At 66.1% G+C, this 12,303-nt stretch carries 15 protein-coding genes and 1 tRNA gene; 3 read left to right on the top strand and 13 right to left on the bottom strand.

Annotation, left to right across the window (positions count from 1 at the left end; all coding sequences use genetic code 11):
- Positions 1-30: 30 nt before the first annotated feature.
- Together VFL64_RS09700 and VFL64_RS09695 are read right to left on the bottom strand one after the other, a co-directional pair.
- Positions 31-537 carry an arsenate reductase ArsC gene (locus VFL64_RS09700; RefSeq protein WP_489540174.1) on the bottom strand — a complete coding sequence of 169 codons (507 nt, stop codon included), beginning with the start codon at positions 535-537 and terminating at the stop codon, positions 31-33.
- Positions 538-565: 28 nt separating this feature from the next.
- The gene (locus tag VFL64_RS09695) at positions 566-892 is read right to left on the bottom strand and encodes an ArsR/SmtB family transcription factor (protein ID WP_489540172.1); all 327 of its coding nucleotides are present in this window, start codon (positions 890-892) and stop codon (positions 566-568) included.
- A 108-nt stretch (positions 893-1,000) separates the two neighbouring features.
- Between VFL64_RS09695 and VFL64_RS09690 the strand changes: the two genes are divergently transcribed.
- From VFL64_RS09690 to VFL64_RS09680, 3 genes are read left to right on the top strand one after another with little or no spacing between them, the layout of a single operon-like run.
- Complete coding sequence (locus VFL64_RS09690) at positions 1,001-1,330, top strand: ArsR/SmtB family transcription factor (RefSeq protein ID WP_489540171.1); 330 nt, start codon at positions 1,001-1,003, stop codon at positions 1,328-1,330.
- Positions 1,331-1,360: 30 nt separating this feature from the next.
- Positions 1,361-3,355, top strand: coding sequence for an arsenic resistance N-acetyltransferase ArsN2 (arsN2, locus tag VFL64_RS09685; protein ID WP_489540170.1), 1,995 nt, complete (start codon positions 1,361-1,363; stop codon positions 3,353-3,355).
- Complete coding sequence (locus tag VFL64_RS09680) at positions 3,355-4,539, top strand: MFS transporter (RefSeq protein WP_489540173.1); 1,185 nt, start codon at positions 3,355-3,357, stop codon at positions 4,537-4,539. The genes arsN2 and VFL64_RS09680 overlap by 1 nt, the downstream gene beginning before the upstream one ends.
- Before the next feature lie 164 nt (positions 4,540-4,703).
- On the opposite strand, the gene pqqE is transcribed toward VFL64_RS09680, so the two are convergent.
- The 11 genes from pqqE to rpsD all read right to left on the bottom strand — a co-directional run.
- Positions 4,704-5,822 carry a pyrroloquinoline quinone biosynthesis protein PqqE gene (gene pqqE, locus VFL64_RS09675; RefSeq protein ID WP_489540169.1) on the bottom strand — a complete coding sequence of 373 codons (1,119 nt, stop codon included), beginning with the start codon at positions 5,820-5,822 and terminating at the stop codon, positions 4,704-4,706.
- A gap of 3 nt (positions 5,823-5,825) precedes the next feature.
- The gene (gene pqqD / locus VFL64_RS09670) at positions 5,826-6,101 is read right to left on the bottom strand and encodes a pyrroloquinoline quinone biosynthesis peptide chaperone PqqD (RefSeq protein ID WP_489540168.1); all 276 of its coding nucleotides are present in this window, start codon (positions 6,099-6,101) and stop codon (positions 5,826-5,828) included.
- Positions 6,098-6,853 (bottom strand): pyrroloquinoline-quinone synthase PqqC, encoded by a 756-nt coding sequence (gene pqqC / locus VFL64_RS09665; RefSeq protein ID WP_489540167.1) that lies wholly within the window; start codon positions 6,851-6,853, stop codon positions 6,098-6,100. Before pqqC ends, pqqD begins: the two co-directional genes overlap by 4 nt.
- A 21-nt stretch (positions 6,854-6,874) precedes the next feature.
- Positions 6,875-7,795 carry a pyrroloquinoline quinone biosynthesis protein PqqB gene (gene pqqB / locus VFL64_RS09660; RefSeq protein ID WP_489540166.1) on the bottom strand — a complete coding sequence of 307 codons (921 nt, stop codon included), beginning with the start codon at positions 7,793-7,795 and terminating at the stop codon, positions 6,875-6,877.
- 54 nt (positions 7,796-7,849) lie between these two features.
- Positions 7,850-7,924: a pyrroloquinoline quinone precursor peptide PqqA gene (gene pqqA / locus VFL64_RS09655; RefSeq protein WP_082000890.1), complete on the bottom strand. Its 75-nt coding sequence runs from the start codon at positions 7,922-7,924 to the stop codon at positions 7,850-7,852.
- A 222-nt stretch (positions 7,925-8,146) separates the two neighbouring features.
- Positions 8,147-8,223: transfer RNA gene (locus VFL64_RS09650), tRNA-Met, on the bottom strand.
- 37 nt (positions 8,224-8,260) lie between these two features.
- A complete protein-coding gene (locus tag VFL64_RS09645; protein ID WP_489540165.1) occupies positions 8,261-9,046 on the bottom strand; it encodes an ABC transporter permease in 786 nt (261 codons plus the stop codon).
- A 15-nt stretch (positions 9,047-9,061) separates the two neighbouring features.
- The gene (locus tag VFL64_RS09640; protein WP_489540164.1) at positions 9,062-9,982 is read right to left on the bottom strand and encodes an ATP-binding cassette domain-containing protein; all 921 of its coding nucleotides are present in this window, start codon (positions 9,980-9,982) and stop codon (positions 9,062-9,064) included.
- Positions 9,983-10,068: 86 nt separating this feature from the next.
- Positions 10,069-10,464 (bottom strand): 50S ribosomal protein L17, encoded by a 396-nt coding sequence (gene rplQ, locus VFL64_RS09635; RefSeq protein WP_489540163.1) that lies wholly within the window; start codon positions 10,462-10,464, stop codon positions 10,069-10,071.
- Between the two features lie 83 nt (positions 10,465-10,547).
- Complete coding sequence (locus VFL64_RS09630) at positions 10,548-11,534, bottom strand: DNA-directed RNA polymerase subunit alpha (protein WP_480319288.1); 987 nt, start codon at positions 11,532-11,534, stop codon at positions 10,548-10,550.
- Positions 11,535-11,680: 146 nt separating this feature from the next.
- Positions 11,681-12,303: 30S ribosomal protein S4 (rpsD, locus tag VFL64_RS09625; RefSeq protein ID WP_489540162.1), on the bottom strand; the 623-nt coding region annotated here is incomplete at its 5' end.

The following is a 12,303-nucleotide window of genomic DNA, read 5'->3' as shown; positions in this document are numbered from 1 at the left end:
GCGCGGGCTGGCAAGGTGCTGGTGCTCATCTCAACTTCTCCCAATCTCCGCGAGCGCGTTCTGCATCTCAGCTTGATCCATCGTCTCCAGCGGCAACGCGAGCACCTGCAGCATGCGGTAGCCGATGGCCTGCCGTGTGAGTTCGAACGCGCGGCGCTTGCCCTCGTCGCCGCCTTCGGCATTCGACGGATCCGGATAGCCCCAGTGCACCTTGACCGGGTGGCCGCCCTTGCCGCCGAAGAAGACCGGGCACGGCTCTGCCGCCGCGCTGTCGCACACGGTGATGACGATCGAGAGGGGCGGTGCGCCGTCTTGGCTGAATTCGTCCCAGCTCTTGCTGCGGTAGGCGCTGGTGTCGATGCCGGCGCGATTCAGCGCCTCGATCGCGAACGGGTTGATGCGTCCGCTGGGCGCGCTGCCGGCGCTGTGCGCCTTCACGTCGCGGCCGAGCCGCGCAGCCAGGTGATTGAGCATCCCTTCGCTCAGCACGCTGCGCGCAGAGTTGTGGGTGCAGAGGATGAGCACGTGCGTCGTCATGGTCAGCGGGTTCCGAGTCTTTGTTGCTTCAGCAGTTGCAAGGGGGCGCTTCGAGTTCACAGGCTTGCCCCTCGCAGCAGTTCGAAGTCAGGAAGCCCAGCAGCGCGTTCATGCGCTCGAACGACGCGCGGTAAATCAGGTTGCGGCCATCGCGCGACTGGCTGACCAACCCGGCGAACAGCAGCTCCTTGAGGTGGAAGGACATCGAAGCCGGGGAGATGCCCAGCTGCTCGCTCAACACGCCGGGTGTGAGCCCCGCCTTGCCCGCGACCACGAGCGCACGAAACGCTTTCAGGCGATGCACTTGCGACAGCGCGCCGAGTGCGCGGGCGGCCAGTTCGTCTTCGTTTTCCATGGCATTCAAAGATTTCTTGAATTATTTGATTCGGACATGACAGCGCGGTGACACCCAGGGCCCACGGACCCCTTGCAGGACTCATTTGATTCAAGTATTCTTGAATTCATGGATAAGAATTCGATTGTTCAGGCCCTGGCCGCACTCGCTCACCCAGTCCGTCTGGAGGCGTTTCGCGCCCTGGTGATTGCAGGTCACGAAGGCCTCGCGCAAAAGGCACTGGCCGAAGCGGTCGGCGTCGGGCCGACCAACCTGGCCTTTCACTTGAAGGAACTTTCCAACGCGGGCCTGGTAACCCAGGCCCAGGTGGGCCGCTTCGTCATGTACCGGGCGGCCTACGAGCGCATGAACGAGCTGCTCGCCTACCTCACGCAGAACTGCTGCGCCGGCCCGTCCAAGGTGCCTGCTGCTCAGACCTCCAGCGCCTGCGGGTGCTGACCCGTGCCACCCCTCTTCACAGGAACCCTCATGCCGACCATCACCCTGCGCCAAGCCCACCCGGCCGACTGGGCCGCCATTGAGACGCTCCTCAAGGCCAATCAGCTCCCCTTGGCCGGCGCCCGCGAGCACCTGTCGACCTTCGTCGTTGCCGAGTCCGGCCGGGAGATCGTCGGCTGCGCCGGTGCCGAGCCACGGGGCGATGTGGTGCTCTTGCGCTCGGTTGCGGTCGCGCCAGGTCTTCACCATCAGGGCATCGGGCAGCAATTGGTGTCGCTCGTGCTGGAGGAAGCCAGACGCCGCAACTTCAAAGCGATCTATCTGTTGACCACCACGGCGCGCGAGTACTTCCGGCGCCTTGGCTTCGCGCTCGCCGACCGCGCGAAGGCGCCGGTGACCCTTCAGCAGTCGGCCGAGTTCCAGGGAGCCTGCCCGGCCAGCGCCGACTTCATGGCACTGGCATTCCAGCAGCCCGAGACCACCGGGCTGGAGAACCTGCCGGTCGCCGTGCTGGGCGCCGGCCCGGTCGGTCTTGCCGCAGCCGCCAAGCTGATCGAGCGGGGCATCCCGTTCTTCGTCGTCGAGGCCGCCTCGATGGTCGGCGCCAACCTCGCCGACTATGGTCATGTGCGTCTCTTCTCACCCTGGCGCTACGACATCGACCCGACGATGGCCAGGCTGCTGGAGCCCACCGGCTGGCAGGCCCCCGACGCCGACGCGCTGCCTCTTGCTGGCGAGGTGGTGGAGCGCGTGCTGAAGCCCTTTGCGCAGCTCGCGCAAGTCGCGTCGGTCCTGTACCTGGACACCCGCGTCGTGTCGGTCACACGTGAAGGCTTCGACAAGGTGAAGACCGCCGGTCGAGAGAAAGCGCCCTTCGTGATTCGGGCAACGCGCAAGGGCGTGCCTCTCGAACTGAAGGCCCGTGCCGTCATCGACTCAACCGGCACCTGGAACCACCCGAACCCTGTCGGCGCAAGCGGCTTGCCCGCCCTCGGCGAGCGAGAGGCAGCAGCGCGAATCTTCTACGGCATCCCCGACGTACTCGGCCAGGCGCGAAGCCGCTACGCCGGCAAGCGCACCCTCGTCGTCGGCGCAGGCCACTCGGCGGCCAATGCCTTGCTCGCACTGGCCGAACTGGCGCGGCATGAGCGCGGAACGAAGCTCGTCTGGTCGGTCCGATCACCCTCTCTGGCACGTGTCTTCGGCGGCGGCGATGCGGATGCCTTGCCGGCGCGCGGTGCGCTCGGTGCCGCGCTGCGCCAGCTGCGTGACACCGGTGGGCTGGAGTTCCACCCAGGTCTGCGCATCACCCGCATCGACGAGGCGGACGGACGCTTGCGCGTGCAAGGGGTGGACGCTGATGGCCGCGAGCTGCGCATCGACGGCATCGACGAGATCGTGTGCGCCACCGGGCAACGGCCGGATCTGTCGCTGGCCAGCGAACTTCGCGTGAAGCTCGACCCCTGGCTCGAATCGAACGAGGCCCTTGGCCCGCTGATCGACCCCAACCTGCACAGCTGCGGCACGGTGCGCCCACACGGGCATCGTGAATTGGGCCATCCGGAACCGGGCCTCTACACGGTGGGCGTCAAAAGCTATGGCCGGGCGCCAACCTTCCTGATGGCCACCGGCTTCGAGCAGGTGCGCTCGGTCGTCGCCGCGATCGCCGGCGACCTCGAAGCCGCCGATCGCGTGGAGCTCGATCTGCCCGAGACCGGGGTGTGCAGCGCAAGCGGCAGTGACACGGAAGGCATCACCGACGCGTCGTGCTGCAGCGCGCCGTCGGCGACTCCGTTGCCGGCCATCAACGCCGCGGCGAGTTGCGGAACCAGCAGCTGTGGCACGTCCAAGGCCGAGGCGAAAGTCGCGGCGCTCACATGCTGTGGAGGCCCGGCCAAAGCCGACGCATCCGCATGCTGCGCCCTCGACGAACAAGAGAAGGCGGAGGGGAAATCCGGCTGCGGCTGCGGAACGACAGCGCGACCTGCGGTTGAACCAGTGCGCGCCAAGGCCTCGTGCTGCTGATGCCGGGCAATCGCGCCGGCACCATTGCAAGCCTCGGCGCGGCACAAACGCTGGCCTGGGCTTCGACCTACTATCTCCCGGCCATCCTGGCCGCACCGATGGCGCGCGACCTGGGCACCTCGGTGCCTACGGTGTTCGCAGCCTTCAGCATTGCCTTGATCGTCTCTGCCCTGGTCGGGCCACGGTCCGGCGCCGCCATCGACCGGCTTGGGGGTCGTCCCGTGCTGATGGGCACCAGTCTCGTCTTTGCGCTGGGGCTCGCCGGATTGGGCATGTCTCAAGGCCCCACAGGCCTGTTCGCGGCCTGGATCGTCTTGGGCATCGGCATGGGCAGCGGGCTGTATGAATCAGCCTTTGCGTCGCTGGTGCGGCTCTATGGTCGTGATGCACGGACGAGCATCACCGGCATCACGTTGATCGCAGGCTTTGCCAGCACAGTGGGCTGGCCGCTCTCGTCCTGGCTGGAAGGTCACTACGGGTGGCGCACCGCATGCTTGGCGTGGTCAGCGTTGCACCTGCTGGTCGGCCTGCCACTGAACGCGCTGTTGCCCAAGGCGCAGCCCGCGCCCTGCGCCTCGCCTCAGAGCTCCGATGCGGCCGCGACAGCGCATCCCGAGGGGGACAAGCCGTCGTGGCGCTCACTGTCGCTGTTGTCGTTCGTGTTCGCCGCAACCTGGTTCATCTCCACGGCGATGGCAGCGCACCTGCCGCGACTGATGCAAGCGGCCGGCGCGACGACAGCGACAGCCCTGCTGGTCGGCGTGCTCATCGGGCCGGCCCAGGTTGCGGCGCGGCTCCTCGAGTTCGGCTGGCTGCGCAAGGTTCATCCGCTGCTGTCGGCGCGCTTGGCCTCGGCCATGCATCCGCTCGGCGTGGGAGTGCTGCTGCTCGGAGGGCCCACATTCGCCCCGCTGTTCGGAATCCTTCATGGCGCCGGCAACGGCATTCTCACGATCGCCAAGGGCACGTTGCCGCTCGTGCTGTTCGGCAGCGCGGGCTACGGAGCTCGCCAGGGATGGTTGATGGTGCCAGCGCGCGCGGCGCAGGCACTCGCACCATTTGTCTTCGGGGTCGCCCTTGATCGCCTCGAAGGACGTGCGCTCTTGGTCACAGCTTGCATCGGAGCCGCCGCCGTGGCGGCTCTGCTGGCCCTGCAAGCCGAAAGATCGGCAGACCGCTCTTGATCGTCCAGCGGACGTACGAAGCTTCGTACGGAGAACTCGTCCAGCGTCCCAGGTTGCTTCCTGTGGAGCCGGCGAAAGCGACTGTGTTCAGCCCAAGCAGCCGTGTGCGTCGTTTCGACTGATGTTCCGCTTTTTGGCCGGGAACAGCCCACTGGCTTCGTCCCTCAGGCGCTGAGCCGCCGCGAGTTCGCCGGGTCGCGGAACACCAGCGGCTGCTCCACCGCCTGCCGCTGCGCCAGCGCGCCGGCGCGCTCCACCGCCTCGACCACGCGCGCATGGTGCGGGCTCTTGACGCACACCGGGTCGGCAGCGGCCGGGTCGTTCGCCAGCAAATAGGCCTGGCAGCGGCAGCCGCCGAGATCCACCTCGCGCTGGTCGCAGCTCGCGCAAGGCTCCTTCATCCAGCCAGTGCCGCGGTAGCGGTTGAAGCCTTCGGAATCGAACCAGATCTCGCGCAGGCCGTGCTGCTTGACGCTCGGGAAGCTCAGGCCCGGCAGCATCTTGGCGGTGTGGCACGGCAGCGCCGTGCCATCGGGCGTGACGGTGAGGAACATGCTGCCCCAGCCGTTGACGCAGCGTTTGGGCTTGCCCTCGTGGTAGTCGGGCGCGACGAAAAAGATGCGCATCTTGTCGCCGAGCTTGGCGCGCCACGCGTCGGTCACTTCCTCGGCACGGCGCAACTGCTCGTGCGTGGGCAGCAGCAGGTCGCGGTTGAGAAAGGCCCAGGAGTAGTACTGCGTGTTGGCCAGCTCCAGGTACTCCGCACCCATCTCCACCGCCATGCCGATGATGCGGTCGATGTGCTCGATGTTCAGGCGGTGGATCACCACGTTCATCACCATCGGCCAGCCCTGCGCCTTGATGAGGCCGGCCACGCGGTTCTTGAGCGCGAAGGTCTTGGTGTGCGAGAGGAAGTCGTTCATCTCCCGGGTGGAGTCCTGGAACGAGAGCTGCACGTGGTCGAGGCCGGCGGCCTTGAGTGCTTCGGCTCGCGCTTCGGTGAGGCCCACGCCGGAGGTCAGCAGGTTGGTGTAGTAGCCCAGGCGGTGGGCTTCGGCGACGATCAGCTCCAGGTCGTCGCGCACGAGCGGCTCGCCACCCGACAGGCCGCACTGCACGGCGCCCAGCTCGCGGCCCTGGCGCAGCACGCGCATCCAGTCGTCGGTGCTCAACTCGTCTTGCTGCTGCGCGAAGTCGACCGGGTTGAAGCAGAACACGCAGTGCAGCGGGCAGCGGTAGGTCAGTTCCGCCAGCAGCCAGAGCGGTGGGCCGATGGTCGCCATGCCTCAGTCCCAGGCCAGCCAGCGCTGCTTGGCGGCCATCTCGACGAAGGCCAGCACGTCGGGCTCCAGGCCCCGCGCCGAGAACGCCTGTTCCAAGTCGCTCACGATGGCCGCGACCGTGCGCTCGCCATCGCAGCGCTTCATGATCTCGCCCGCGCTGCCGTTGAGCTTGACCATGCCCTCGGGGTAAAGCAGCACGTGGCAGTCCTGCACCGGCTCCCATTGCAGGCGGAAGCCGGTGCCGATGCGCGGCTGGCTGCTTGTCGAGAGCGCCGTCATGCGGTGACTCCATAGCGCGTGGCCATCGCGTCGTTCATCGCCCACAGGATGTCGAGCTTGAACTGCAGCACCTCCAGCGCGCGCTCCTGCAGCGAGCGCGTGCTGAAGTGGTCGAGCGTGATGGCCAGGCCCTGCTCCACGTCGCGCCGCGCCTGGCTCAGGCGGTTGCGGAAGTAGCTCAGGCCCTGCGGTTCGATCCAGGTGTAGTGCTCGGGCCAGGTGGCCAGGCGTTGTTTGTGGATCTCGGGCGCGAAGAGTTCGGTCAGCGACGAGCACACGGCCTCTTGCCAGGGCGCACGGCGTGCGAAGTTGATGTACGCGTCGACGGCGAAGCGCATCGCGGGCACCACGTGCCGCAGGTCCTGCACCTCGTCGCGCGTGAGGCCCACCGCTTCGGCCAGGCGCAACCAGGCCTCGATGCCGCCCGCATCCTTGATGCCGCCGATCTCGAAGCCGTCGTGGTCGAGGATGCGCTGCACCCAATCGCGGCGCACCGCGGCGTCAGGGCAGTTGGAGAGGATGGCCGCGTCCTTGATGGGAATCGCGATCTGGTAGTAGAAGCGGTTGGCCACCCAGCCGCGCACCTGTTCGGGCGTGGCCTTGCCGGTGTTGAGCATCACGTTGAACGGGTGATGGATGTGGTACGACTTGCCGCGCTCGCGTAAGCGCGCCTCGAACTCGGTGCGGCTCCAGGCCGGCTGGCCGACGCTGTCGGCGGGGTGGCGGGCGGCGTGGTTGATGTCGGCGCGCATGGTGGCGGTGATCAGAGAGGGTCAGAGCTGGATGTCCATGCCGTCTTCGCAGACCTCGATGCCGGCGCGGGCGAGTTCGGCGCGCTGGGGCGAGTCTTCGTTCAGGATGGGGTTGGTGTTGTTGATGTGGATGAGCAGCCGGCGCGTGGTGCGCGGCAGCTTGCTCATCCACTCGATCATTCCGCCTTCGCCCGATTGCGGCAGGTGGCCGATGTCGCGCGCCGACTTCTGGCTCAGGCCGAGCGACTTCATCTCGTCGTCGGCCCAAAAGGTGCCATCGACCATCACCGCATCGGCCGAGGCCATCGCGTCGAACACCGGCGGTGTGATGGCGCCCAGGCCCGGCGCGTAGAACACGCTGCGGCCGCGGCGTGTGTCGACGAGGGTGATGCCGAGGTTGTCGCCGGGCGCCGGGTTGTCGCGGTGCGGCGAGTAGGGCGCAGCCTTGCTCGACAAGGGCATGGCGCGGAAGGCGAGCCCCGGCACGCCGGGCACGGTGAAGCTGCCGCCGTCAAGGCCGATGCGCTCGCGCTGCACGCCACAGAAGTGCGACAGCACGCGCAGGATGGGGTTGCCCTGGGTCAGGTCTTCCTCGACCGCATCGGTGCACCACAGAGGCAACGGCGAACCGCGCTCGCGCAGCATGAACAGGCCGGTGGCGTGGTCGATCTGGCCGTCCATCAAAACGACACCGGCGATGGCGGTGTCGCGCACCGCGCGGGCCGGTTGCAGGTGCGGGTGGCTGCGGATCTGCTCCAGGATGTCGGGCGAGGCGTTGAACAACACGCCATCGGCCGAGTCGTCCGGCCGCACGAAGATCGACGACTGCGTGCGCGGCTTGGCCCGCACCGTGCCCGAACGAACGCCGGAGCAGTTGGCACAGTTGCAGTTCCACTGCGGAAAGCCGCCACCCGCGGCCGAACCGAGAACGGTGATGCGCATGTTTGGCCGGCACCCCAGGGAACCCGGGGCGCCGGTGACGACGAAGCAACCCGCTCAGCGGGCGGCGACGTACATCGTGATTTCGAAGCCGAAGCGGAAATCAGTAGCGGTCGGTGTTTGCCATTGCATGCAGAGTCTCCTGTGACGGTCTCGCAGCGCCGGTTGGACACTGCGGGGGCTTGTCAGCCCCGTCTTGCATGGTGGCTCGGGGAGCGCTGGCGCTCCAGTCGGGCGATCGTGAATCGAAACTCACGATTTTCATGAATCGCGGCGGCGTGGCTCCACGACAAGGGGCCGGCACGCGCCCAAATGAAAACAGGCCCTCGCGCGGAGGGCCTGTTCATCGAAACTTGGTTGCGGGGGCTGGATTTGAACCAACGACCTTTGGGTTATGAGCCCAACGAGCTACCAGACTGCTCCACCCCGCGACTGAGCCTGTGACTATAGCACATCACGCAGCGCCGATCACTTGAAGAACCTTCGCCGAGTGAGAACGAGTGCTAGGTAGTAGCCACCGACGGCATAGGCCACGAGCACCAGCACCGGCTTTACGAAGCTCTCCGGCATCTGGCCAATGATGAGCGGGCGCACCAACTCCACCGCCGCGGTGAGCGGCAGCACCTGCGCCACGCCCTGCAGCCAGCCGGGCATCTGCTCGATAGGAAAGTACACACCGGAGAGAAAGGTCATCGGCGTCATCACCAGCGTGAAGTAGTAGGTGAAGAAGTCATAGCCCTTGGCCAGCGCATTGAAGATCATCGCGATCGATGCGAAGGCCACGCCGACCAGGCACAGCATGGGCAACGCGAGCAGCATGCTCGGTGAGCGCGCGATGCCCAGCACGAAGATCACCGCCACGATCGCGATCACGGTGAACATCGACTTCATCGCCGCCCACAGCGTCTCGGCGAAGACGATGTCGTCGAGCGAAATGGGGGCGTTCATGATGCTGTCCCAGGTCTTCTGCACCTCCATGCGCGAGTAGGCCGAGTACAGCGCCTCGAATGTGGCCGCCAGCGCGCAGCTCACCGCGATGCTGCCCGACGCCAGGTACTGGATGTAGGGCAGGCCCTGCACCTGGCCGATCATCGAGCCGAGCCCGTAGCCGAAGGCCACCAGGGTGATCAGGGGCTCGGCGATGTTGCCAAGCACGCTCGGGACGGCCAGCTTCTTCCACACCAGCAGGTTGCGCAGCACCACCGGCCAGAAGCGGGTGCTGAGGCGCGGTGCGGCGTACATCGAGATCAGCATGCTCGTCGTCTCCTGTCAGGCATCGTCGCGGATCTGGCGACCTGTGAGCTTGAGGAACAGGTCTTCCAGATTGGCCGGCCGGTGCAACGTGCGCAGTTGGTGTTGGGGCGCCAGGGCCTGCAGCAGCGGCTGAGGCTGGCGCAGGTAGAAGAAGACGGTCTCGCCGCTGGTCTCGACACGCTCGGCGAAGCGGGCGTGCGTGATGGCTGTCTCGGTCGCGCCATCGCCGTAGACCTCGACCACGTCGGTTTCGAGGTGCTCGGCGATCAAGCCACGCGGCGTGCCTTCGGCGATCTTGCGTCCGTGGTCGAGGACGATCAGGCGGTCGCACAAGCGCTCGGCCTCGTCCATGAAGTGCGTCGTCAGCAGGATCGACTTGCCTTGCTGCAGCAGGTTCTGCAGGCGTTCCCACATCAGGTGGCGGGCCTGCGGATCGAGGCCAGTGGTGGGCTCGTCGAGCAGCAACAGGTCGGGGTCGTTGATCAGGGCCCGGCCCAGGCTCAGGCGCCGCTTCATGCCACCGGACAGCTCGCCCGGCCGTGCATGGGCCTTGGACTGCAGCGCCGCGAACTCCAGCAAGCGCGGAATGCGCTTCTCGATCATCGCCTTGGGCAAGCCGAAGTAGCGTCCGTACACGCGCAGGTTCTCCGCGCAGGTGAAGTCGGGGTCGAGGCTGTCGAACTGCGTGACCACGCCGATGCGCTTCTTGGCCTCGCGGACCTGCTGCGGAATGGACAGCCCGAAGGCCTGGATGCTGCCGCCATCCGGGCCCACCAGGCCGAGACACATGCGGATGGTGGTGGTCTTGCCGGCACCGTTGGGGCCGATCACACCCAGGCATTCTCCCGGCTGGATCTCCAGCGACAAGTCGCTAACGACCAGGTTGTCGCCGAACTTCTTGTGCAGGTGGGCGACGCGAAAGATCGGCTCGGCCATGGCGCGAGTGTGCCAAGAATCCGGATGCCCCAATGACAAAGGGCCAGCTTGCGCTGGCCCTTGCGGTGATGCTGGATCGAGAAGGCTTACTCGGCCTTGTCGGCAGCAGCTTCTTCAGCCACTTCCGGGCGATCCACCAGCTCGACGAATGCCATGGGTGCGTTGTCGCCAACGCGGTAACCCATCTTCAGGATGCGGGTGTAGCCGCCCGGGCGAGCCTTGTAGCGCGGGCCCAGTTCGTTGAAGAGCTTGGTGACGATGTCGCGGTCACGGGTGCGATCGAAGGCCAGGCGGCGATTGGCCAGCGTGGCTTCCTTGGCGAGCGTGATCAGCGGCTCGACGACGCGGCGCAGTTCCTTGGCCTTGGGGACCGTGGTCTTGATCGCTTCGTGCTGCAGCAGCGAGTTGCACATGTTGCGCAGCATCGCGGCGCGGTGCTCCGACGTGCGGTTGAGTTTGCGAAGTCCGTTACGGTGACGCATGGTGCTTGTTCCTTTCTGACTAATAAGCCGGCAGCCGTATCAGGTACTGCCGGGTGCACCGGGCCGGATGGCCCTTGATTCAATTAACGCTTGTCGAGGCCTTGGGGCGGCCAGTTTTCCAGACGAGCACCCAGGGTCAGGCCGCGAGAGGCCAGCACTTCCTTGATCTCGTTGAGCGACTTGCGACCCAGGTTCGGGGTCTTCAGCAGCTCGGTCTCGGTGCGCTGGATCAGGTCACCGATGTAATAGATGTTCTCGGCCTTCAGGCAGTTGGCCGAACGCACGGTGAGCTCGAGCTCATCGACCGGACGCAGCAGGATCGGATCGAACTGCGTGCTGCGCTGGGCCGGAGCGTCGAACGCGGCGATCTCGCTGCCTTCGAGCTGGGCGAACACGGCCAGTTGCTCGACCAGGATCTTGGCCGAGGCACGGATGGCTTCCTCGGGCGTGATGGCGCCGTTGGTGGCGATCTCCATCACCAGCTTGTCGAGGTCGGTGCGCTGCTCGACGCGGGCGCTTTCCACGGTGTAGCTGACGCGCGAGACCGGCGAGAACGAAGCGTCCAGCACAATGCGGCCGATCGACTTGGTGGGCTCGTCGCCGAAGCGGCGAAGCGTGCCAGGCACGTAGCCACGGCCCTTTTCGACCTTGATCTGCATGTCGAGCTTGCCGCCTTGCGACAGGTGCGCGATCACGTGATCGGGATTGATGATTTCCACGTCGTGCGGGGTCTGGATGTCGCCGGCCGTCACGGGGCCTTCGCCTTCCTTGCGCAGGACGAGGGTGACTTCATCGCGGTTGTGCAGGCGGAACACCACGCCCTTGAGGTTCAGCATGATGTGAACCACGTCTTCTTGCACACCATCGATGGCCGAGTACTCGTGGAGCACGCCGGCAATGGTCACTTCGGTCGGCGCATACCCCACCATCGACGACAGCAGCACGCGACGCAGCGCGTTGCCCAGCGTGTGGCCGTAGCCGCGCTCGAAAGGCTCGAGCGTGACCTTGGCGCGGTTGCCGCCCAGCGGCTCCACATTGATGGCTTTGGGTTTGAGCAGGTTTGTTTGCATGAGGTCGTTGCTTTCAATACCCTCGGTTCGTTACACCGATAAGGCTGAGGGACCAACCGGGGCAGCCGCTGCCGCCACCGGACGAAGGAAACTGGAACAGGCCGCAGAGCAAGCCACACAGCTTGCGCAAACGGCCGGCGCAGATGTCAGCGCGAGTACAGTTCGACGATCAGGGCTTCTTTGATGTCGGCGCCGAATTCATCGCGATCGGGCGTCTTCTTGAACACGCCCTCGAGCTTGCTGGCGTCGACCTGCACCCAGTTCGGCATGCCCTGGCCTTCAGCCAGCTTCACCGAGTCGGCAATGCGCAGCTGCTTCTTGGCCTTTTCGCGCACGGCGACCACGTCACCCACCTTAACCGAGTAAGACGCAATGTTCACGACCGTTCCGTTCACGGTGATCGCCTTGTGCGACACCAGCTGACGGCCTTCGGCGCGCGTGGAGCCGAAGCCCATACGGTAGACGACGTTGTCGAGGCGCGACTCGAGCAGCGTCAGCAGGTTGGAACCGGTGTTGCCCTTGCGGCGCTCGGCTTCAGCGAAGTAGCGGCGGAACTGGCGCTCCAGGATGCCGTACATGCGCTTGACCTTCTGCTTCTCGCGCAGTTGCAGGCCGAAGTCGGAGGTGCGCGAGCCGGAGGTGCGGCCGTGCTGACCAGGCTTGCTGTCGAACTTGACCTTGTCCCCGATCGGGCGGCGAGCGCTCTTCAGGAACAGATCGGTGCCTTCACGGCGGGAGAGTTTGCCCTTGGGGCCAAGGTAACGTGCCA

Source organism: Rhizobacter sp. (genome assembly GCF_035702065.1).
Lineage (GTDB): Bacteria > Pseudomonadota > Gammaproteobacteria > Burkholderiales > Burkholderiaceae_C > Rhizobacter.
Note: the sequence above shows the minus strand (reverse complement) of the source record. Positions and strands in the feature narration are given on the sequence as shown.